Source organism: Kribbella sp. HUAS MG21 (assembly GCF_040254265.1).
In the GTDB taxonomy this organism is placed as follows: domain Bacteria; phylum Actinomycetota; class Actinomycetes; order Propionibacteriales; family Kribbellaceae; genus Kribbella.
On the sequence record NZ_CP158165.1, the window covers coordinates 5,576,639 to 5,597,237 of the forward strand.

General features: G+C 69.4%; 22 protein-coding genes. 11 read left to right on the forward strand and 11 right to left on the reverse strand.

Annotated features, from left to right (window positions below):
* Nucleotides 1-30: 30 nt before the first annotated feature.
* A complete protein-coding gene (locus ABN611_RS27095) occupies nt 31-1,017 on the forward strand; it encodes a DUF5937 family protein (protein ID WP_350275057.1) in 987 nt (328 codons plus the stop codon).
* On the opposite strand, the gene ABN611_RS27100 is transcribed toward ABN611_RS27095, so the two are convergent.
* Together ABN611_RS27100 and ABN611_RS27105 are read right to left on the reverse strand one after the other, a co-directional pair.
* Nucleotides 945-2,480 carry a hypothetical protein gene (locus tag ABN611_RS27100; RefSeq protein ID WP_350275058.1) on the reverse strand — a complete coding sequence of 512 codons (1,536 nt, stop codon included), beginning with the start codon at nt 2,478-2,480 and terminating at the stop codon, nt 945-947. The genes ABN611_RS27095 and ABN611_RS27100 overlap by 73 nt on opposite strands.
* On the reverse strand, nt 2,477-4,033 hold the full coding sequence (locus ABN611_RS27105) for a hypothetical protein (RefSeq protein ID WP_350275059.1): 1,557 nt from the start codon (nt 4,031-4,033) through the stop codon (nt 2,477-2,479). Before ABN611_RS27105 ends, ABN611_RS27100 begins: the two co-directional genes overlap by 4 nt.
* Nucleotides 4,034-4,137: 104 nt before the next feature.
* Between ABN611_RS27105 and ABN611_RS27110 the strand changes: the two genes are divergently transcribed.
* Together ABN611_RS27110 and aqpZ are read left to right on the forward strand one after the other, a co-directional pair.
* Nucleotides 4,138-4,824, forward strand: a complete 687-nt coding sequence (locus ABN611_RS27110; RefSeq protein WP_350275060.1) for a hypothetical protein — start codon at nt 4,138-4,140, stop codon at nt 4,822-4,824.
* Nucleotides 4,825-4,928: 104 nt separating this feature from the next.
* Nucleotides 4,929-5,693 (forward strand): aquaporin Z, encoded by a 765-nt coding sequence (aqpZ, locus tag ABN611_RS27115; RefSeq protein WP_350275061.1) that lies wholly within the window; start codon nt 4,929-4,931, stop codon nt 5,691-5,693.
* 1 nt (nt 5,694) lies between these two features.
* On the opposite strand, the gene ABN611_RS27120 is transcribed toward aqpZ, so the two are convergent.
* Entirely contained in the window at nt 5,695-7,761 is a 2,067-nt protein-coding gene (locus ABN611_RS27120) for a glycosyltransferase family 39 protein (RefSeq protein WP_350275062.1), read from the reverse strand.
* Nucleotides 7,761-8,987: a bifunctional glycosyltransferase family 2/GtrA family protein gene (locus tag ABN611_RS27125; RefSeq protein ID WP_350275063.1), complete on the reverse strand. Its 1,227-nt coding sequence runs from the start codon at nt 8,985-8,987 to the stop codon at nt 7,761-7,763. The genes ABN611_RS27120 and ABN611_RS27125 overlap by 1 nt, the downstream gene beginning before the upstream one ends.
* Before the next feature lie 86 nt (nt 8,988-9,073).
* On the opposite strand from ABN611_RS27125, the gene ABN611_RS27130 reads away from it, so the two are divergent.
* The 4 genes from ABN611_RS27130 to ABN611_RS27145 are packed head-to-tail and all read left to right on the forward strand — an operon-like array spanning nt 9,074 to nt 11,312.
* A complete protein-coding gene (locus ABN611_RS27130; protein WP_350275064.1) occupies nt 9,074-9,742 on the forward strand; it encodes a response regulator transcription factor in 669 nt (222 codons plus the stop codon).
* Nucleotides 9,727-10,896, forward strand: a complete 1,170-nt coding sequence (locus tag ABN611_RS27135; RefSeq protein ID WP_350275065.1) for an ATP-binding protein — start codon at nt 9,727-9,729, stop codon at nt 10,894-10,896. Before ABN611_RS27130 ends, ABN611_RS27135 begins: the two co-directional genes overlap by 16 nt.
* A 13-nt stretch (nt 10,897-10,909) precedes the next feature.
* Complete coding sequence (locus ABN611_RS27140; RefSeq protein WP_350275066.1) at nt 10,910-11,119, forward strand: hypothetical protein; 210 nt, start codon at nt 10,910-10,912, stop codon at nt 11,117-11,119.
* A 22-nt stretch (nt 11,120-11,141) separates the two neighbouring features.
* A complete protein-coding gene (locus ABN611_RS27145) occupies nt 11,142-11,312 on the forward strand; it encodes a hypothetical protein (protein ID WP_350275067.1) in 171 nt (56 codons plus the stop codon).
* A gap of 132 nt (nt 11,313-11,444) precedes the next feature.
* On the opposite strand, the gene ABN611_RS27150 is transcribed toward ABN611_RS27145, so the two are convergent.
* A complete protein-coding gene (locus ABN611_RS27150) occupies nt 11,445-11,723 on the reverse strand; it encodes a hypothetical protein (RefSeq protein WP_350275068.1) in 279 nt (92 codons plus the stop codon).
* 943 nt (nt 11,724-12,666) lie between these two features.
* Between ABN611_RS27150 and ABN611_RS27155 the strand changes: the two genes are divergently transcribed.
* Nucleotides 12,667-13,206, forward strand: coding sequence for a DUF5994 family protein (locus tag ABN611_RS27155; protein WP_350275069.1), 540 nt, complete (start codon nt 12,667-12,669; stop codon nt 13,204-13,206).
* Nucleotides 13,207-13,350: 144 nt separating this feature from the next.
* Here the strand turns inward: ABN611_RS27155 and ABN611_RS27160 are convergent, their stop codons facing one another.
* Nucleotides 13,351-13,644, reverse strand: coding sequence for a hypothetical protein (locus tag ABN611_RS27160; RefSeq protein ID WP_350275070.1), 294 nt, complete (start codon nt 13,642-13,644; stop codon nt 13,351-13,353).
* A 217-nt stretch (nt 13,645-13,861) separates the two neighbouring features.
* Complete coding sequence (locus tag ABN611_RS27165; RefSeq protein WP_350275071.1) at nt 13,862-14,800, reverse strand: fatty acid desaturase; 939 nt, start codon at nt 14,798-14,800, stop codon at nt 13,862-13,864.
* A 564-nt stretch (nt 14,801-15,364) separates the two neighbouring features.
* Between ABN611_RS27165 and ABN611_RS27170 the strand changes: the two genes are divergently transcribed.
* Nucleotides 15,365-15,622: a hypothetical protein gene (locus tag ABN611_RS27170; protein WP_350275072.1), complete on the forward strand. Its 258-nt coding sequence runs from the start codon at nt 15,365-15,367 to the stop codon at nt 15,620-15,622.
* On the opposite strand, the gene ABN611_RS27175 is transcribed toward ABN611_RS27170, so the two are convergent.
* From ABN611_RS27175 to ABN611_RS27190, 4 genes are all read right to left on the reverse strand, one after another.
* A complete protein-coding gene (locus ABN611_RS27175) occupies nt 15,562-16,776 on the reverse strand; it encodes an MFS transporter (protein WP_350275073.1) in 1,215 nt (404 codons plus the stop codon). The two genes, ABN611_RS27170 and ABN611_RS27175, sit on opposite strands and share 61 nt — an antisense overlap.
* Complete coding sequence (locus ABN611_RS27180; protein ID WP_350275074.1) at nt 16,773-17,162, reverse strand: MarR family winged helix-turn-helix transcriptional regulator; 390 nt, start codon at nt 17,160-17,162, stop codon at nt 16,773-16,775. Before ABN611_RS27180 ends, ABN611_RS27175 begins: the two co-directional genes overlap by 4 nt.
* A 178-nt stretch (nt 17,163-17,340) precedes the next feature.
* Nucleotides 17,341-18,729 (reverse strand): serine/threonine-protein kinase, encoded by a 1,389-nt coding sequence (locus ABN611_RS27185; RefSeq protein ID WP_350275075.1) that lies wholly within the window; start codon nt 18,727-18,729, stop codon nt 17,341-17,343.
* 181 nt (nt 18,730-18,910) lie between these two features.
* Nucleotides 18,911-19,552 (reverse strand): hypothetical protein, encoded by a 642-nt coding sequence (locus tag ABN611_RS27190; RefSeq protein ID WP_350275076.1) that lies wholly within the window; start codon nt 19,550-19,552, stop codon nt 18,911-18,913.
* Between the two features lie 140 nt (nt 19,553-19,692).
* Between ABN611_RS27190 and ABN611_RS27195 the strand changes: the two genes are divergently transcribed.
* Nucleotides 19,693-20,136: an Hsp20/alpha crystallin family protein gene (locus tag ABN611_RS27195; protein WP_350275077.1), complete on the forward strand. Its 444-nt coding sequence runs from the start codon at nt 19,693-19,695 to the stop codon at nt 20,134-20,136.
* 32 nt (nt 20,137-20,168) lie between these two features.
* Entirely contained in the window at nt 20,169-20,447 is a 279-nt protein-coding gene (locus tag ABN611_RS27200; RefSeq protein WP_350275078.1) for a hypothetical protein, read from the forward strand.
* The last annotated feature ends 152 nt before the right edge of the window (nt 20,448-20,599 follow it).

Sequence of the window (20,599 nt, forward strand, 5' to 3'; positions counted from 1 at the left end):
GGCACCACCATTGATGTAGCGTATTGCTTCATGATCGAGTACGAGCTCGTGGACCACGACCTCGGCGAGGTGCGGTTCGCGATCTCGCCGCTGAACGAGCTGGTGCTGTCACTGCGGACCTTGCGCGATCCGGGGCGGTTTCCGCTCCAGCTGCCGTGGCTGCGAGCCACCGAAGCGGCGCGGGCGGAGCTGCAACTGGACGTGCTGCGGGCGTTGACGAACGACGCGATGTGGACGCCGGACTTCCTCACGCCGCGGCCGTACAGTCCGCTCGGCCGGATCGACGACGAGCTCGCGGCGCTCGCGAAGACCCCGGACGAGGTCGTGCGCGCCGACCTCGCGGAGGTGCATCCGGCTGCGGTCCCCGCGGTCCTGCGTGGTCGGCCGGCGACTGTGATCGCCCGGATGCTGGCCGCGCTGCGGGAGTACTGGGACGCCTGCTTCGAGCCGTACTGGCAGCGGATGCGCACCGTGCTCGAGGCTGATGTCGTGCACCGCGGCCGGGTCGTGGCGCAGTCCGGGCTCGCGGTCATGTTCGCCGACATCGACCCGCACGTCCGCCTCGAGGGCAGCGTCGTGTACGTCCGGCTGCGCAGCAATCACTCCTACCGCGTCTCGACTGCCGGCCGCGGGCTGACGCTTGTCCCGTGCCTGTTCAGCAGGCGCGCCTCGGCGCCGATCTCGCCCGAGGAGTCGCCGCAGATCATGTATCCGGCGCGCGGCCTCGCGACCCTCTGGGAGACCGAGACGACCGTGCCGGTGAACGCCCTGGCCGACCTCATCGGGCGTGCGCGGGCGCGCCTGATGGGCCTCCTCGACGCGCCGTCGTCCTCGACCGAACTCGCGGTGCGCCTGGACGTCACGCCGACCGCGGTCAACCAGCACCTTCGCGCGCTGCGCGCGGCCGGCCTGCTCACCTCCGCGCGCCACGGGCGTTCGGTTCTCTACCGGCGCTCCGACCTCGGCGACCGGCTCCTGCGTGGATCCGGCGGGAGAGCGGACCAGAGCTCCTGGTAGAGGTCCTCGCCGTAGCTTGTGGACTGCGGCGCGGCCTCGACGAGTCTGAAGGTGCGGCGGCCGTCAGGGAGGCGCTCGGCACGGAGGAAGCGCGTCGACGGGTCGTGCTCGTCGTACAGCATGCCGGCGAGCTCGGTCAGGTGGGTGACGAACACGACGCGGACGTCGCTCTCGCGGAGGGCGCGGAGGATCTGGCGGGCGAGCTCGGAGCCTTCGCGTTCGTTGGTCGACGCGAAGGACTCGTTGCAGAGCAGTAGCGCGGCGGGGCGGAGCCTGTCGACGATCCGGCTCATCCGGTCGAGTTCCTCGTCGAGCTTGCCGCTGCGCATCGACATGTCTTCCGCGCGTTGGTAGTGGGTGTGGACGCCGTGGCAGACACTGCTGCGCAGCGACTCGGCGGCGACGTACATCCCGGCCTGGAGCATGAGTTGCGCGAGCCCGAGCGAGCGTAGCGCTGTCGACTTGCCGCCTTGGTTGGCGCCGGTGACGACGATCGTCGCGGTGGCGTCCGCGTCGAGGTCGTTGCCGATCACCTGGCCGTCGAGCCGAAGGCTCAAGCCGGCGTCGTACAGTCCGCGGGCGGTCAGCACGAACGGCAGCGCGGCGGTGACCTCGGGAAAGCACGTCGGCTGCCCGTTGGCGGTCAGCCGGTCGTGCAGGTTCAGGCAGCCGAGGTAGAACGCCAGCTCCGATCGGAGCAGCCGGAAGAAGGCGAGGATGTGGTCGGCGGCCTGGGCGACGGCGTTCGCGACGAGGTTCAGGGCTTGCTCGCGCAGCCGGACCAGCGCCTGGACGCTGCTGTCCTCGCGCTCCGGGATCTGGATCGTGTACGAGTCCTGGCGGGGCCGGACCGGCCATCGCGGCCGGTCCGAGCGGGCCTGCCCGGGACGGCGCAGGACGTAGCCGCTCCCGCGGTTGCCGATGCCGAGCGCGGCACCGACCACCACGCCGTCGGGGAAACGCAGCCGCTCGAGATGGGAGTCCACGGTCCGGAAGTACTCGTCGTCGAGATCCGTGGCGATCATCCCGAGGAACCTGGCGAAGCCTTCCGAGCGGAAGCCGCCGACGGCCGGATCGGCGACGTCACGCAGCTTGCGCAGATACGTCATCAGGACCTCGAGCAGCTGGCCGGAACTGTGCAGGATGCCGTCCGCGCTGCGGAAGTACCGGTACACGCCACGTTCGGCCTCGAGAGCGTCCACTGCGACCTCATACAGGCCGCGTACGACGGCCGGCGCCCGCAGGCAGTCGCCGAGGATCGCCTGGCGGTAGCGGATCTCGCCGGGATCCTCGAGGCTCGTGACGAGGACCTGGGCGACGATCTCGCGGATTCCGCTGTCGGAGTCGGCCATGGCGTCGTACACGGTGTCGAGGTCCAGGTCGCGGGCGAGATCTCCGGCGGCCGCGGGCGGCGCCTGGTCGACGTCGAGATCCCGGTCGGGATAGAGCAGGCGCGGCTTCATCGGGTGAGCCTCGTTCTCAGGTCCTGGTAGCTGAGCCGGTACTTGGCGGCGATCGCGGCGGCGTACGCGCGCCCGTCCGCCGGTGCGCGGACGACCCGATAGGTCCGGATCGCCGGATCGGCCGGATCCACCGTGCTGACCAGGCTGACCGTCACGCCGTCCGGCGCCGCGAGCTCGTCGATGAACGTGACGAACACGCACAGCAGGTCGCGCGCCGCGATCTCCGTCAGTACCCGGCGACCGATGACCGTCGCGTCGCGCAGCGTGGTCGAATTGAAGACCTCGTTCATGATCACGATGCTGTCGCTGCTCGCCCGGTCGAGGATCGCCCGCGTCCGGACCAGGTCGTCCTTGAGCTTCCCCCGCAGGTCCTCCGGATCCTCCTCCCGGCCGAAATGCGTGAACAGCCGGTCGAACAGGAAGAGCCGGGCCTGCTCACCCGGCACCGGAAGCCCCAGTGCGGCGAGATGGTGCAGCTGTCCGAAGGTCCGCGCGAAGGTGGTCTTGCCGCCCTGGTTCGGCCCGGTGACCACGAAGATGCGTTCGGCGCCGTCGAGGTGGAAGTCGTTGCGGACGACGTCGCGCCCCTCGGCGACCGCGGCGGCGGCGAGCGCCAGGTCGAAGGTGCCGGTGGCGCGCAGCGCCTTCGAGCCGCCGACCGCCGGATAACAGAACGGCAGCCCGGCCTCGCGCAGCGGCCGGATGTGGTCGAAGTACGAGAGATAGACCTGGACCTCGCGGTCGAACCGGGTCACGCCGCTGTCGAGGAAGCTCCGGTGCCGGTCGGCGAACCGTCGCAGCGCGTCGAAGGTCTCGGGATGCAGACGCGCGACACGGTCGAGGATCGCGCCCTCGAGCTGGTTCACCTCGGGTGACGACTCGACAGCGATCCGGTAGTCCCGGGCCTCGCCCTGCCGGAACCGGGCGAAGACCGCGTCGATCTCGGCGCTGTAGTCGGACTCGTCGGCCGATCGGCTGACGACGACCGCGCTGCGCTTGAGGTGCAACTGGTAGCGCACACGCTCCAGGTCCGCCGTCAGACGGACCGCCTCGGCGTTCAAGCCCTGGAAGGCGGCCGAGTCGACGTGCTGCCGCAGGTAGCCACGCAAGGCGAGCAAGGCTCGCGATTCCAGCGGCGAGGCATCGAGACCGGCCGACAGGCCGGCGACGGCCTGGCAGTACGTCGCCGCGGCAGTCAGCTGCCAGCGCTGTCTCTGCAGCTCGTGATGGAGGCTTCGCGCCTGGCGGAGGCCTGTGCGCGTCGACACCATGCGAGCGGCGAAATCCCTGACGGTCCGCGCGACCGCGACCGTCTCCAGATCCCTCGCGACCTCGTGCCGGTAGGCGACCGTTTCCGGCGACGACGCGGCGGCGCGGAACAGCGGGGCGAGATCGTACTCCGCCCGTCCCGCGGTGACGGCGGCGACGATCTGCTCCAGCTGAAGGTCCCGGAAGGCCTCCCGACCGGTCGGTTCGCGCGCTGTGGTGCTGTCCTCGGCGTACTCGAACAGGACGCTCGGAGGCTGAAGGTGTTCTCCGTCGATCGCCGCCACCACGAGATCATACGCATCCCGGGGCGGTCAGCCGAGGAGAGTTTCGGGGTACCGGGGTGGCAACCATCCTTGTCGTGGGCGGGGACGGTGGTCAGGGAGTCGCCATGGTACGTCGGCGGGGCACTGTCCCGAGGGACAGCGAGCCTGAAGAGATAGAGGTCGGGCTGGACGAGTTGTTCTGGCCGCGCGAGCGTGCCGACGACCGCGACCTGGTCACCGGGGAGTACGACGACGATTCCGACGACGATTTCGACGCCGGGGTGGGCGACGACGACGGGGCCGACGGGTGGGACGAGGGTGCGCCGGAGGAGGACGTGCCGGAGCTGGCGGGCGCCTCGTTCGGGGTGGCGTTCTTCGGGTGGTTGGTCGCGAGCAGTACGGCAGTCCTGTTCCTGGCGCTGGTCGCCGCCGTGTGCACCTTGATCGGCTGGGACAGGCTCGCGGTCTGGTCGGACAGCGGCTGGTTCTTCGTCGGCGTCTGGACGGTCCTCGTCCTGGCGCTGGGTGTCGGTGCGTTCTCGGGCGGCTACGCCGGTGGACGCATGGTGCGCTCGCACGGCGGCCGGCAAGGCCTCGAGGTGTGGTTCTTCGGCTGGTGCGCGGCCGCCGTACTGGCCGGGGTCGGCTACCTGGCGGAGCGCAAGCACGGTCTGCTGGCGAGTATCGACTGGCCGGCGCTTCCGCTCGCCGAGCCCGACCGCACCCGAGCGGTGCTGATCGCGGCGGCCGCCGTCCTGCTGGTGACGCTGGTGGGTGCGGTGCTCGGCGGTGCCTCGGGCAACAAGTCGTGAGGCCTTGATTGGTCGCCACAACATTTCGGTCAAATCTCACCTGATGTCACGACGCTGTGCCTTACTGTGACAGGAGTGTTCCATTCCTCATACGGGAGGCAGTCGTGGAGTCACCCAGTCCTGCGGCTCGGATCGGCGCGGAGTTTCTCGGAACGTTCTGGCTCGTCTTCGGCGGCTGTGGTGCCGCCGTACTGGCCGGTGTGGTGCTCAGCCCGGACAGGGTTCCGGTCGGCATCGGGTACCTCGGCGTGGCGCTGGCCTTCGGGCTGACCGTACTGACCATGGCGTTCGCCGTCGGGCACGTCTCCGGCGGGCACTTCAACCCGGCGGTCACGATCGGTCTCGCGATCGCCCGCCGGATCGAGTGGAAGTGGGTGCCGACGTACATCGCCACCCAGATCGTCGCCGCGACCGCGGCCGGCGCCGTCCTGCTGGCTGTTGCCAATGGCAAGGACGGGTTCAGCGCGGTCGACAGCGGGTTCGCGACGAACGGCTTCGGTGACCGGTCGCCGGGCGGCTACTCGCTGCTGGCCTGCGCGATCGTGGAGATCGTGCTGACCGCGTTCTTCCTGTACGTGATCCTCGGCGCCACCGACGACCGCGCGCCCAAGGGGTTCGCGCCGATCGCGATCGGGCTGGCGCTGACCCTGGTGCATCTGGTCGGCATCCCGGTCACGAACACGTCGGTGAACCCGGCGCGGTCGCTCGGCGTCGCGTGGTTCGCGGGCAGTGACGCGCTTGGTCAGGTCTGGTTGTTCCTGGTCGCCCCGATCGTCGGTGCGGCCATCGCGGGGATCAGTTATGCCGTGATCACCGGGGCGCGCGGGCCCGACGCGGAGATCGACGAGGGTGTGGCCAACAATCCGTAGGTCATGAGCAGTCGTACAGGGTGTCTGGTGTGCCGCCGATGATCTGCGGGCCGGTGGATGACTGCGAGGTGGCGCCGTAGGTGCTGGGGGCGACGACTGTGCAGTGCTGCTCGATCCAGCGCTGGCGGGCTTGCTGGAGGGTCGAACGGCGGTCGGGGGAGTTGGTGGGGAGTTGCTGGGGTTGCTGTCCGGGAGCGGCGCTGAGAACGAAGCGCAGGGTGCCGCTCTCGGTCCAGCGCTGGAGTTGGTCGATGGACGGCGCGTCGTCCTGCCCGCCGAAGCCGCCCATGCCGATGACCGTCGCATCCGAGTCGATGATGAACGGCGCAACCCCACCGGACGAACTGTTCACCGCCAGATCGATCTCTGCACCAGCCCCGTTCTCCCGCGCATACTCCAGAACCCGCCGCTGCACATCACTCAACCGAGCCTCCCCAGTCCCCCCAGACGTAACCAACATCGGCTCCCGATACCCACGGGGCCGCCCGCCTCCGGGCTCGTCGGCTCCCGGCTTTTCGTTGCCAGGTTGCTGTCCGCCGACCCCCTGAGGGCCGCCGCCTGGGGGTGGGGTGCCGGGCATCCCGCCTGTCGCGGGTGGGCCGGCGGCCGGGAGGCTGCCGTTGGCGTTGACTGTTGCGGTGGCGACGGACCAGACACCTGGTGTCAGCAGCAGACCGGCTATTGCCGCCGCGAGTGCCGGGCGGGCGATCGCCGTACGGCGGACCGGTGCACCGTCGGCCGACGACCGGCGCGCGGAGGAGGAGAGCCGCCCGACGACCAAGCCCGCGCCCGCGGCAGCGGCGACCGCGACGACGACCCAGCGGCACCAGCCGTACCAGGACGTGTCCCGCGAGATCAGCACGAACGCCCACGCCGCAGTGACCGCCACACCCACCGGCAACAACACCCAAGCCGCCGACGCGCGGTACCACCGCCACAACACCGCAAGCCCGCCCGCGCACAACGCGGCAACAGCCGGCGCCATCGCGGTCGTGTAGTACGGATGCATGATCCCCTGCGCCAGGCTGAACACGAGCCCGGAGATCACCAACCACGAGCTCCACAGCAACCACCCCGCGCGAACCACCGGAGCACCCCTCCGCACGACCGGCACCGCGACAACCACCACGACGAACAACGACAACGGCAGCAACCACGAGATCTGCCCGCCGACCATCTCGTTGAACATCCGCAGCGGCCCCGGCTCCCCACCGAACGACCCCATGGTCGCCTTGCCGTTCTGCATGGTCACCATGCCACCGCTTTGACCCCCGCCGAACACCCGCCCGAACCCGTTGTACCCGATGATCAGATCCCAAGCGCTGCCGTCCTTGCTGCCCCCGACATACGGCTTTGTCCCCGGCCACAAACCGTGCAACGCCACCCACCAGAACGAGGACACCACCAGTACGGCGCCCGCGCCCAGCAATTCCAGAATCCGCCGCCGGACAGGCACAGTCGCACCGACCAGATAGGCCACAGCGAGCGCCGGTACGACGATCCACGCCTGCAACATCTTGGTCAGGAACCCACACCCGACGAAGAACGCGCACCACATCAGCCACGCGACGCGCCCGCGATCCGCCGCGGCGCCGACCGCGCGCGTCACGGCGTACGCCGCGGCGATCAGCAGCAGGACCAGCAAGGTGTCCGGGTTGTTGGTACGGTTGATCGCCACCGTGACGGGCGTCAGCGCGAAGATCAGCGCGGCCAGCAGCGCGACGCGTTCACCGGACCACAGCCGGACGGTGCGGTGCAGCAGGAACACGGCCGCGACCCCGGCGATCACCTCCGGCAGCAGCAGTGACCAGCCGTGGTATCCGAAGATCAGCACCGAGATGACCTGCGGCCACAACGCCATCGGCGGCTTGTCGACCGTGATCACGCCGTACGGATCGAAGGAGCCGAAGAGGAAGTTCGGGAGGCTCTCGGTCATCGACCTGATCGCGGCCGAGTAGTAGGTGTTGCCCACGTTCCCGTCGGCGCCGAGCTCCCATCCGTAGAGCAGTGCGGCCAGTAGACAGATCGCCACCAGCGCCCAGGTCCGCCATGCGCGGTAGGCAGGCATCAGATATCCCTTTCCGGTGCGGAAGTCGGTTGGAAGATCCAGCGTCGAAGCAGCACGAACCTCCCGGCGGTGCCGATCCCGGAGGAGCCGAGCAGCACCGACAGTTCGAGCAGCCTGGAGGGCTCGGCGACGCAGGCATGCAGTACGAGCAGTGCCGCCGAGGTGAAGAGGTAGTAGAGGCCGAAGACGATCAGCCCCTGCCCGTGGACCCGGACGCGTCCGGTGTCCGGTCCCGGGAACGTGAAGCGCCGGTTGGCTTCGGTGTTGAGCAATGTGGTGACGACCAGCGCGCCGAGATTGGCTGCCAGCAAGGGCCACCACTGCCGGAGTACGGCGTACAGCACCAGGTTCGCCAGGGTCGAGAACCCGCCGACGACGGCGAACGACAACAGCTGCCACGCGAGCCCGCCCTCGCGCCGGCCGAGTACTGCGTCCGGATGCGCGGCGCGCGGCTCGGGCCGCCGTGGCAGGTCGCCGATGCGCGCCTGCCCGGAGGCCTTCGCGCGGGCCATCCGCAGCAGGCCGCGGAGGTCGTCCCACGCGGTGCCGACGACGTCGACGCGACTGTCGACGTCCTCGACCCAGTCCACCGGTACTTCGTGCACGCGCAGCCCGTTGTGCTCGGCAAGGAGGAGCAGTTCGGTGTCGAAGAACCAGGACTCGTCGCGGACGTGTCCCAGCAGGGCGCGGACGACGTCGGTCCGTGCCGCCTTGAACCCGCACTGCGCGTCCGAGAACCGGGATCCGTGCAGCAGCCGGATCAGCTGGTTGTAGGCACGCGAGATGAACTCCCGGCGCGGCTCGCGCACCGTCCGCGCACCAGGCGCCAGCCGCGAGCCGATCGAGAGGTCCGAGTGGCCGTTCACCAGCGGCGCGACCAGCGGCAGGAGCGCGTCGAGCCCGGTGGACAGGTCCACGTCCATGTAGACGACGACGTCGGCGTCGCTCGCACCCCAGGCCTCGCGCAGCGCGAGCCCGCGGCCCTTGCGTTCGAGGCGCCGTACCCGAACCCGCTCGTACCGGTCCGCCAGCGCCCGCGCCACCTCCGGCGTGCGGTCGGTACTGGCGTTGTCGACGACGGTGATCGTCGCCGGGTACGGAAAGGTCCGGGTCAGGAACTCGTCCAGAACCTGCAGGCACCCCGGCAGCGACCGCTCCTCGTTGAACACCGGTACGACGACGTCGACGGTCGCGGTCCTGGTCGGCGCGGCTGGTCCCGTTGTCATGGGCAAAGGTTTATCGAGCGTGACCGATCGGTGACCGATGGCCGATCCATAACCGATCCATACCCCCGGCCTGGAATCATGGCCGGGTGCGGATTCTGCTGGTCGAGGATGAGCAGCCGTTGGCGAAATACGTCGCCACCGGGCTGCGCAAACACGGATTCGCGGTCGACCTCGCGTTCGACGGCCGGACCGCGCTCGAGAAGTGCGACGTCACGCCGTACGACGTGGTCGTCCTGGACCGGGACCTCCCGGTGCTGCACGGGGACGCGGTCTGCCGGCAGCTGGCCGAGCGGGGGACGTCGCGGATCCTGATGCTGACCGCGTCGGGTGCGGTCGAGGACCGCGTCGACGGGCTGATGCTGGGCGCCGACGACTACCTGGGCAAGCCGTTCGCGTTCTCCGAGCTGATCGCGAGGGTCACGGCGCTGTCCCGGCGCAGCACCCCGGCCCGCCCGCCGGTGCTCCGGGCCGCCGGCGTCACGCTCGACCCGGCCCGGCGTACGGCGGAACGCGACGGCCGGCCGCTCTACCTGACGCCCAAGGAGTTCGGCGTCCTGGAGCAGCTGCTGGCCGCGGACGGCGACGTGGTCAGCGCCGAGACACTGCTCGACAAGGTGTGGGACGAACACGCCGACCCGTTCACGAACGCGGTCCGGATCACGATCGGCACGCTGCGCCGGAAGCTGGCCGAGCCGCCGTTGATCGAGACCGTGACCAGCGCCGGCTACCGGATCAGCACGTGCGCCCGCACCTGACCGCGCGCAGCCGGCTGACCCTGCTGTACACCGGCATGGTCCTTGCCGCGGGCATCGTTCTCACCACGCTGACGTACCTGTTGATGCGCCGCGCGCTCGGACGGCGGCTCGCGGTCGTGTTCATCGATACCAACGGCCCCGGCCCGGGCGGACTGCCGCCGCTGCCGCGGGTCGGTGACGAGGTACGGCAGGCCACGCTGTCGGAGTTCCTGACCCAGGCCGCGATCGCGCTCACCGTGGTGGTGTTACTGGCCGCGGTCCTCGGTTGGCTGGTGGCCGGACGGGTGCTCCGGCCGATCCGGACCATCTCGTCCACCGCGCGCCGCCTCTCGGTGGAGAACCTGTCCGAACGCGTGCCGGTCACCGCGCCCACCGACGAGCTCACGACGCTCGCCGGGACGATCAACGGCATGCTGGACCGGATCCAGCAGGGCATCAGCGAGCGCGACCGGGTGCTGCAGAGCCAGCAGCTGTTCACCGCGAACGCGGCCCACGAGCTGCGGACGCCGCTGACCACGATGCGCACCGCCATCGACGTCACCCTCGACGGCCGCCCGGACACCGACGAGCTGCTCGCGATGACCCGCGACATCAAGACCGCGGTCGAACACAGCCAGCGCACCCTCGACGGGCTCCTCGCACTGGCCCGCAGCCAGGCGGGGGCCGGGCCCAAACACTCCGTGGACCTCGGGGACATCGTGACGACCATCCTCGACCACACCGCCGCGGAGGTCCACGCCAAGGAGCTCGTCGTACGCACCGATCTGCTGCCCGCCGTGGTGGCCGGCGTACCGGTCCTGCTCGAGCGGATGGTCGGCAACCTGATCGACAACGCGATCGCCTACAACCACGTGGGTGGCCGGATCGACGTCACGACCGGCTGCGAGGACGGGCACGCCGTACTGCGGATCGCGAACACGGGCCCCGTGATCGCGCCGGACACGGCCCACCGGCTGCTGGAGCCGTTCGTCCGCGGCGACGGCGCCCGCCTGCACACCGAAGGCGGTGCCGGCCTCGGCCTCTCGATCGTCCACAACATCGCCACCGCCCACGGGGCCACTCTCACAGTCGAAGCGGCGCCGACTGGCGGCCTGCGGATCGCCGCGTTCTTTCCCCTCGGGCGGGTACCGGGTGGAGAGGCAACAGTCCGGTGAAGGGAGTTCGACAATGGGTGAGACGCGGTCGAACCGGAACGACGGTCAGCAGTGGACCAGCGAGCAGGTTGCGGAACTGCGTGAACTTGCCGGCGGCAACACTCCGGTCGGGGTGATGAGCGTGAAGCTCGGGCGGTCCGAGGAAGCGGTCCGGGCGAAGGCGAAGGCCGAAGGGCTCTCGCTGGCGCCGCCGAACCGGCCTCCGTACGGTGACATGAGCTGAGTCCGAGGCGCACCCTGGGGTCATGGCGGCCCACGGAACCCTCCCGGCAGGCCTGGCCGGGCCGGTGGAGGTCGCGCTCGCGCGCTCGGCCGAGCAGATCCCGCCGGCCAACAGCCTGCCGGGCGGCTGCCGGTACGAGGTGTTCCGGCCGCCGTCGCTTCGGCCCTGTGCATGGAGGTCGGCGGGTTGGTGAAGAGTGGGGCTGGCTAAGTGGGTCGGTTCGCTGCGGGGGTGGAGAGATCTACCTACCTCGCGTACGTAGCAGCAGTTGCCGGCGCTGACTCGGGGTGAGCGCAGGACCTGGGTGGTCGAGCTCTGCGGGAGGTCAACTAGGGGAGCCTTCTTGGTCCGATGTCGGCTCGCCTGTTGTCCAGACGTCTGGTGAGGCGATGTGGTCAGCGGCCAGATGCTCGGTGATCTCCAGGTTGCCGAGTTCGTACTGCACGAGCCCGATCCAGCCGGTTGGGCCGTTCTCGCGAGCGAGCAGCCAGCCCCGGCGCCAGCCTGTTTCCGTCAGGACCAGGACGTGCCCGGGGAGCGGGAAGCCGCGCAGCGTCCAGTCCGCGTAAGCGTGCCGGGTCCGGACCGGTTCCATGCCGTTCATGACGGCATCCCGCTGCGCAGGCGGAGTTCGTCGCGGATCACCGGTGGCACGGGGAGCCGATATTGCTCCAACGCTCTGGCGTAGGCACCGAGCGACAGGGCGAGGCGATCGGTGTCGCCGCGGGAGGAGGCGTTCGGGAGCCGCTGTCCTCGGGCCTGCCGCTCGGCCGCGCGAGCCGACCTGATCTCGGCGAACAGGAAGTGGAGATCGTGGTCCGCCGCACAACGGCGAGATGCGCCGCCGGGGACAGCTTGGAGTCGGGTGGACATCGGCATCGCCTCGTAGGGCTGCGGGGGTTCCCGACATGCCACTTGGAATGCCATCGCTCCGGAGTGATCTCAGTCTACATGCTCGGCTGACGAGAGCGTAGAGCGTAGGTTCGGCTCGTACTCGCAGGTGAGGTGCAGCCTGAACAGTTCCAGTGCCGGCGCACGCTTGGCCGCGGCACACGGGGTCGAGAACAAACGCGTGCTCCAGGCAACCACCGGCCCGGCGTACAGGGTCGCGCGCCAGGACGGCTTGGTGGACCGAAATGACTTACTGGACCGAAATTCAGCTCTACCTAGGTCCTTCGTTGAGTGATGGCGGCAGCCGTGGGTGGCTCGTTCGCTGCACGGTGATGACGTGATTTGTCGATCGTCTCGAGTCCGACATCAACTGTGCCGCGTTGTACTCATCGTTGTGCGACCGAGGCAGTGCTGTTACGGGAGTTTGGCGGAGCGTTCGGCATATCTTTCCGGTCCAGACAGACGTAGGGTGGTGGTAGTTCCGGAATCGATGACATCCCGCTTGAGGCTGCCAGCCACACCGGCCCTTCCGTAGGGGATGTCATGTCCATACTTCACCGCACCCGCAGCACGCCCAAACCTCCGGGACCAGTCACACCGGCGTCGGCCGTCCGCCGCCTGGTGCGTGGCCGTAGAACCGACGCTTCGCTATGACAATGACCGCGAGCGACGGCAGAACAGTCTTCTCCTCCACCGCACCGTCGACCCCACGGCTGCGACTGCAGACCGGCGCCGCCGCCGAACTCCTCGACGGTGGCTGGTGGCCCCGCTCGACGGATCCCGCCGCGGAGCTACCCGGCTTGGTCCTGGCCATCGACGCTCTGCACGGGCCGATCACCCGGCTGATGCTCCACGACAGTGACTGGGACAGCCATCCACTCCGTCTGGCCATCGCCGGCCGACTCGTGCGGGTTGGCTACTTCGCCAGCCAGCCCATGGGCCTGCTGACCGGGATATCCGGGAGCGCAGGTGCCCGCGTCGATCTGGTGGTCATCCCGCCTGACACCCCACCGGACACAGCCGAGACCGCGATGACGCTCGCCGCCCTCAAAGGCAACCAGATCCGCGCCCAGGACCTGGTCTCGACTGCGAATGGCCCTTCCCGGCCAACGAGCGGTTTTCGAACAGCCGAGACAGCACCTGAAGACGTATGGGAGACCGACGGCGGTCACGTCGTCGTGAACACCACGACCTGACCGAAGAGCACCAATCCTGTGTACGGCGAGCTCTGGTCGAGGTCACCTCGATCGTGGTGTTACCCGGCGACGGCGCCTGCTTCCACGCAGGGCTCCGGCTGTGAATTGACGGGCACGGCCATGTCGGACCGCCTGGGCCAAGACCTACGTCCTGCTCGGCCGGTAGCCTTCGTCGCCCTTGACTTGCACCGCCTCGCCGGTGACGGTGGCCCAGTAGCCGGGTCCGAACGTCTGGAGGACCTGTTCGCCGGCGAGAATGTGCAGCGCGCCACCCCGACCGACCATGTATTTCAGTTCGCCCAGTCCCTCGCCTAGGTGAAAGGTCACGCGGTGTCCGTCGACGGTGGTTACGTCCAACGTTGCGACAACCTGAACATCTGTGGGTGGTACATCCGACTCTCGGACGCCGCCGTGGTCTCGGATGACGTGGCTGGACATACCTGCAGCGTGACACAGCGAAGGCTCGGGTCGCCACTACCGACTCAGCCGACACGACCAAGTTCCTCGGGCGTCCTGGACCCCCTGCAGAGACCGGCTGCCTGGCGGCGCGGCAGTGAGGCGCCGATGCCGAGGCGCGTGAACTCAACCTGACGCAGGCTCAGCACCTCAGCATGCGGAGCCCGGCGTCCGGATGCCAACGGCGGAGCTCCTCAGGTCAAGCGATAGCCGTGCGCTTTTTCTCAAGGCGTTCCTGGTCTGGCCATTTGACGTCGTAGGCCCAGCCGAACCGCTCGAACAGCCGGATGTACCAGGCGTTGATGTCGACCTGCCCCCTGAGGACGCCGTGGCGCGCGCAGGTGGGGTCGGCGTGGTGGAGGTTGTGCCACGACTCGCCCTGACTCAGTACGGCCAGCCACCAGACGTTTCCCGACCGGTCCCGGGCGGCGAAGGGTTTGTCGCCAGTGACATGGCAGATCGAGTTGATGGCGAACGTGACGTGGTGCATCAGCGCGATGCGCACGAGCGTCCCCCAGAAGAATCCGGTGGCCGCAGCGTGCCACGATCTGTCCAACAGGCCACCGATGACCGCCGGTGCGAGCAGTGAGATCGCGACGAGCCCGCGGAAGTGCCGCGAGATCGACACCAGGTCGGGGTCGGCCAGCAGGTCCGGGGCGTAGTGCTTCGGGTCGGCGCGGTCCTGTCCCCAGAGCACCCAGCCGACGTGGGCGAAGACGAATCCCTTGGTCACCGCCCAGGCGCTGGTGCCGTAGCGCCAGGGCGAGTGTGGATCGCCGTCCCGGTCCGAGAACTTGTGATGTTTGCGGTGGTCGGCGACCCAGCGGATGACGGGTCCTTCGAGCGCCAGGCTGCCGGCGACCGCGAGGGCGATCTTGAGGCCCCGCCTGCTCTTGAACGCGCCATGGGTGAAGCACCGGTGGTAGCCGACGCCGATGCCGGTCGTCGTGATCACGTAGAACACGACCAGCAGGACGATGTCGTGCCAGCCGATCCAGCCGCCCCAGGCGATGAAGATCGCCGGCAGGAGCCCGAGCGTGGGCAGGACGATGAAGACCCAGATGAGTGCCCGCTCGAACCGGCCGCCCACGGCCTGGAACTCGACAGGGGGCGAATCCCCGGAACCCGCTGAAGTCATGTCCACTCCTCGAAGTCGGCGGCTTCAGAGCACGACACCCGGTCACTGGTAGTGCGCGGGCGAGTCCGCTCTTGCGCACCCGTCACTCGACTTCTGAACGCGAAGCCCCGGACGCCTCAGCCGGGCCATTCGGACCGGCGCCGTACACATCAAGTGCCCAGTGCACCAACCTCAGTAACGCTTCCCACCGTTCCAGTCACCGGATTCGCCGATCCCGGCGGCGGCCGTCCTGGCGCCTCGGATTCGGTGCCGCGTGCAACCGCCCGATATCCAGCCGCACCGCTCGCGCTCATGTCGTTGTCCGCCGGTGCAGGAACCCGGGTCGGAATAGAGAGTCGAACGTGTAGCTGCGCAAGGCCCGGCTCTACAGTCCGACGCCGCCAAGCCCGCAGGTACGACAAACTCGCAGCATGCGACTTCTACGGGAACAACACCCGCCAACCCTGCCCGCACCCGGACTCGGACTCCACAACCCTGCCCGATCGCCTGCTGGTGTCCCGCGCACCCCTTCTGCGCTCGCAGAGGCCGCGTCATGCTAAGAGAGTTCAGTCAACTAGCCGGGTCGTGATCGTGCGCGCCGGCGGGCGCGCGGCCGTCCTGACGCCGGCCGGGCCGGATCGCCCGTGGACTGACGAGATCACCGCCTATCGCTGGGCGGGGCCGTGCGCGAAGAAGCCCTTGGCCAAGGTCGCCCCGACGGTGGTCGTCGAAGTCACCGCCGATGCCGCCACCCAAGCGGGACAGGCACGCCACGGAATGCGCTACGTGCGACTGCGGCCGGACCTGGCGGCCGACGACTTGGCGCCGCTGGCCGATCCGTAGGAACTTCGAGTCCGGGCTAGTGGCCACAGGGCTGCTGCGCCAGCTGCGGTACAGCTCAGCGCGGAGACTGCGAGGATAGTTGCCGGGGACACCTGTTCCACGGCGAGTGCGCCGACGGCCGCGCCGAGCGGGGACGCCAGCGCGAGGAGGGCGCGCTGGGTTCCGAACATCGCGCCGTGGCCCGCCGGGTCCACCCAGCGTTGCAGCGCCGTCGTTTCGATGGCGGAGTACGGCCCCCAGACCGCGCCGGACAAGGCGAAGATCGCCACCGCCGGCGGCAGACTGTGGACGGCGACGATCGGCAGCGTCACCAGGCCCCACACCAGCGCGCCGATCGCGTTGACCAAGCCAGGGCGCGACCGCCCAAGCCAGGCCGCCAGCGGCACGGTCGACAGCGCCGCGATCCCGAAGACCACCCACAGCACTGTGTAGCCCGCGACGCCTGCCCCCAATTGCTCGCGGGTGAAATGCGGCAGCACGCTCTCGAAGGGTCCGTACGTGAAGTGGTACACGACGGACAGTGCGATCAGTCCGGCGACGGGGCCTGAGACCCAGCGCGTGCGCGGGGCAGGCCGGCGCGGACCCGCCGTACGGTGCCGGGGCAGCCGTACGGCGATGCACGCGACTCCCAGCATCATGGCCGCCGGCACGAGGAAGGCCCTCCCTGGCCCGAGCACGCCCAGCGCGGGTCCGGCGAGTGCGGCGCCGAGGACCATCGGGACCTGGTCGCCGACTCCCAGCCACGCGTTGGCCCGCGGGAGCAGTTCGTCGTCGACCAGGCGGGGGACCAGGGTTCGAGAGGCGGCGTAGGCCAGCGGCGGCGTCGTACCGGCGGCGGCGCAGAGCCCGAGTACGACCCAGATCGACGGGTGCTGGCCCCATCCGGCCACAGCCAACGCCGTCATGAGCGCGACCCGCGCCGCGGCGTCCACAACCAGCATCGGAACCGGGCCGAACCGGTCCACGGCCCGTCCGCCGAGCACACCGCCGACGACCGTCGGAACCCGCGCGGCGACCACCAGCAACGCGGTCTCCGCACCGGACCAGCCCTGCGGCCCCGCGATCCACAACAGCACGAACATCACGAAGTTGTCGGCCGTCGACGCCAGCATCCACGCGACCGCGAGTCCGGTGACCGGCCCCGGGCGATTCACGGCGACGCGCCCACCGACTCGTCGACCGGACACGCGGAGCACGCCGGCCAGTCGCAGAACCGGCAGGTCGCGTCGGCGACCTCCCGCACCCGCGACGTCCGCCGAAGCGCCGTCGACAGGAGCTCCGTCAACTGCCGCCGCTCGTCCGCGGTCAGCGCATCCAGTACGTCGTTGCTGGCCGCGTCGCGGGCGCTTGTCCACGCGGAGAGCAGGTCCCGGCCCTGTGGGGTCAGCCTGAGTTCGAGAACACGTCCGCGCCGGGTGCGATCGACATACCCGAGCCGCTCCAGCCGATCGAGCAGCCGCACGGTCCCCGACTGGGTGAGCCCGATCCGCGCATACAACCAGTCCGCCGAACAGCCTTCATGACTCCCAAGCAGAGTCAACGCGGCAAGATCCCGAGCCCCCAGCCCCCTCGGCACCACCGCCGCCACAGCAGCACCCAACGCATCATGACTACGCAGAGTCCAGGCAGCCCAGACATTGGCTTCGGACATGATTCATTCATATGACTCACTCATATGTGAGTCAACCCTCAGGCGCAGGGTTCCTGGCGATGAGGGATTACTGCGGGTTCGGCGTCTGCGACGCGGCCGGGGTGCCGGAGGGGGACGGGGTCTCGGACGGCGCCGGCGTATTCGAGGTCGACGGCGTCGTCGAGGTCGGTGATGACGTCCGGGTGGCAGTCGGAGACGGGGTGGCCGACGACGACGGGGAGTTCGACGGGGTAGGCGTCGGCGACGGCTCGCTGGACGGGGTTGTCGACGGTGTCGTGGTTGGCGACGAGGTCGGCGTCGTGGTGGGCGTGGTGCTCGTGGAGCTGGACGTTTTCGTCTCGGTGGGCGAGCTGCCGGTGCTGCGACTTGTCGGTTCGCTGCTCTCGCCGGTCGTCGGCTCGGTCGACGCCGGGGTGTTGACGCTGGTGCTCGGCTGCTGCCCGACCTCGCCGGTCGGCGGGAGGTTGTCGCCGGTGTTCCGCAGTACGACGCCTGCGGTGATCGCTCCGGCCAGCGCGAGCACGGCGACGGCTGCGATCGCCAGCGGCCTCCGCGCGCGAGCAGCGGCTGGTGCGGCGGCAGGAACGGGTACTCCGGCTGCCGGCGTTGCCGCAGGCTGCTCGGGTCCGCGGGGGAGTGCTGCGGTGGGGAACCAGTCGGCCGCCGCCGGCAGAGCGGTGAGCTGTGCCGCCGTCGGCCGGTCCTCCGGCGACTTGGCGAGCATCTGCAGAAGTACGGGCTCGAACCGGCCCGCCAGCTCCGGTCGCAGTTGGCTCGGCGGGACCGGGGCGGCATCGACGTGTTGGTAGAGCACCGCCGTCGGGTGATCGCCCATGAACGGCGGGCGACCGGTGATCAGCTGGTACAGCACGCAGCCCAGCGCATACACGTCCGACTCCGGGCCGCCCCGCAGACCCCTGGCGCGCTCGGGCGACAGGTAGTGCGGGCTGCCCATGATCTGACCGGTGACCGTCAGGTCGGTCGTCTCCGAGCCGGGCAGGTGCGCGATCCCGAAGTCCGCGACCTTCACGGTCCCGTCGGCCGCAACCAGCAGGTTGCTGGGCTTGATGTCGCGGTGGACCACGTTCTGCGCGTGCGCGACCGCGAGCCCGGCGGCGGCCTGCTCGACGATCTGGACCGCACGGTCCCACGGCAACGTGCCGTGCGCGGCGAGTTCGGCGGCGACCGACCGGCCCTCGACCAGCTCCATCACCAGATAGAGGTTGTCGTCGTGCTGCCCGAAGTCGTACACCGCCACGATGTGCGGATCGCTCAGTCGCGCCGCGGCGCGTGCCTCTCGCTGGAACCGTTCGGCCGCCGATTCGCCGTCCTGCGTACGGAGCATCACCTTGACCGCTACCTCGCGGCCAAGGGCCTCGTCCGTCGCGCGGAACACCTCACCCATCCCGCCACGCCCCAAGGACGCGCCCAACCGGTACCGCTGTGCGATCAGCATCCGTTCCCCGTACCCACGCCGTTCTCTCGGCAATCCGTCCGTCGGCCCCCAAGGCTACTAGCTGTACAAGACGGCCTTGACCGCCGTTGGTGGTAGCCATGTCCGCCGGCGGTGTCACACTGCGTTCACGGTCGTCGCACCGTTGGCACGGCCAACGGCGTACAGGTAGCCGCTGCCGGCGTCAGTGCGGGTCGGCAGTCGGGTCTCGGCGGAGTTGGGCGGTGGTGCGGGCTACTGCGGCGATTTGGTTGGCGAGGTCGGGATGGTCGGGCTGGAGGTGCGGTTCAGCCTTGGCGAGGGGATCCAGGAGGGTTGCGGTGTCGTTGTTGCCCAGGGCGTGGCCGACCTGGTCGACGGCGGCTTGGGCTGCACTGCTGAGGCCTGGTAGGCCGGTGATCTGGCCGGCGAGTTGACGTAGGCGGCCGGCGTTGGCGTTCGCCCATTGGGTAACCGCGCGCTGCCCCGCGCGTCGGTCACGCGCCGCCTGGACGCGCTGCTCGCCGGTCATTCCCGCCGGGTCGGAGGCCTGCTGGTTGAGTCGCAGGTACCGCCGCTCGGCGGCCTGCCGACTGGCTACCCCGAGCGCGGGCGCGATGGCCGCCCAGCTCGCACCCTGCTCGCGGGCCGCCCCGATCAGCAGCGGCTCCCAGGCGGCGAGTTGGTCCTGCGCCGCATGCAGTGCGGCCAGAGCGGCCAGGAGATGCTCGGTGCTGACAGCGTCCTGGACCGCTGCCCCCGAGTCACCGATCCCGTCGAGGCGGCGCATCGTCGCCTCGACGTCGGCGATCGTTTCCGACACCGGGGTCGCGTCCTCAGTGCTCACTGGTCACCTCGCTTCGTCTCCCGAGCAGTATGTCATCGATTGGATGACATCAAAGGCTTGTCATCGTTTCGATGACATGTTATAAGAGAAGTGCGTGTTGACACCACTGGTGAAGCGATGACTCAGGAGGTGCAGGACCGATGTTGATGCGCACTGATCCGTTCCGGGAGTTCGATCGGCTGGCTCAGCAGTTCTTCGGGAGCCAGACGCCGGGTACGTGGTCGCGGCCGACGCCGATGCCGATGGATGCGTACCGGCAGGGTGAGCAGTACGTCGTCGCGTTCGATCTGCCGGGGATCTCGCCGGACGCGATCGAGCTGGACGTCGAGCGGAACGTACTGACGGTGAAGGCCGAGCGCCGGCCGCTCGAGCTCGGTGAGGGTGTGGAGATGCAGGTCTCCGAGCGGCCGCTGGGTGTGTTCTCCCGGCAGCTGTTCCTGGGCGAGACCCTCGACGCCGACCGCATCGAGGCCAACTACGCGAACGGCGTACTGACGCTGAAGATCCCGATCGCCGAGCAGGCCAAGCCGCGCAAGATCGCGATCGCGAACACCGAATCCGGTCACCAGCAGCTCGACGCCTGACGCGGTCCGCAGCTGCCGATGAGGTGGTATCGATGTGGGCCGTCAGCGGGCAGACACTCGATCGGACCGACGCGTTCGTCGACCTCGTGTTCGGTGACGACGAGTTGGTGCGGGACGAGTTCGACGCGCTGATCGCCGCCTGCTGGGACGAGCCGTGCGAGCCACCCACCCGGAGGCCCTGTCCATCCGTCGGACCCTGGGCCGGGCGGTCACCGAGCAAGTGGCCGCGCCGGGTGGGCCCGCGGCGCGATCGCGCTCCGCGCCGGCGGCCCGACAGCCGTCAGCGCGGCCCTCCGACGTACACGAGGTGACGGATTTCAGCGAAGGAGGTGAGCAGGTCTCAGAAGAACGCCCCCGGTGATGCGGCCGCCCGCCAGTTGACCCCTCGACCGGCGGCACTGGTTGTTCCAGCCGCCCCGTCCTTCCCAGGACACATTCGTACGGCGGGCCGCCGCATCACCCC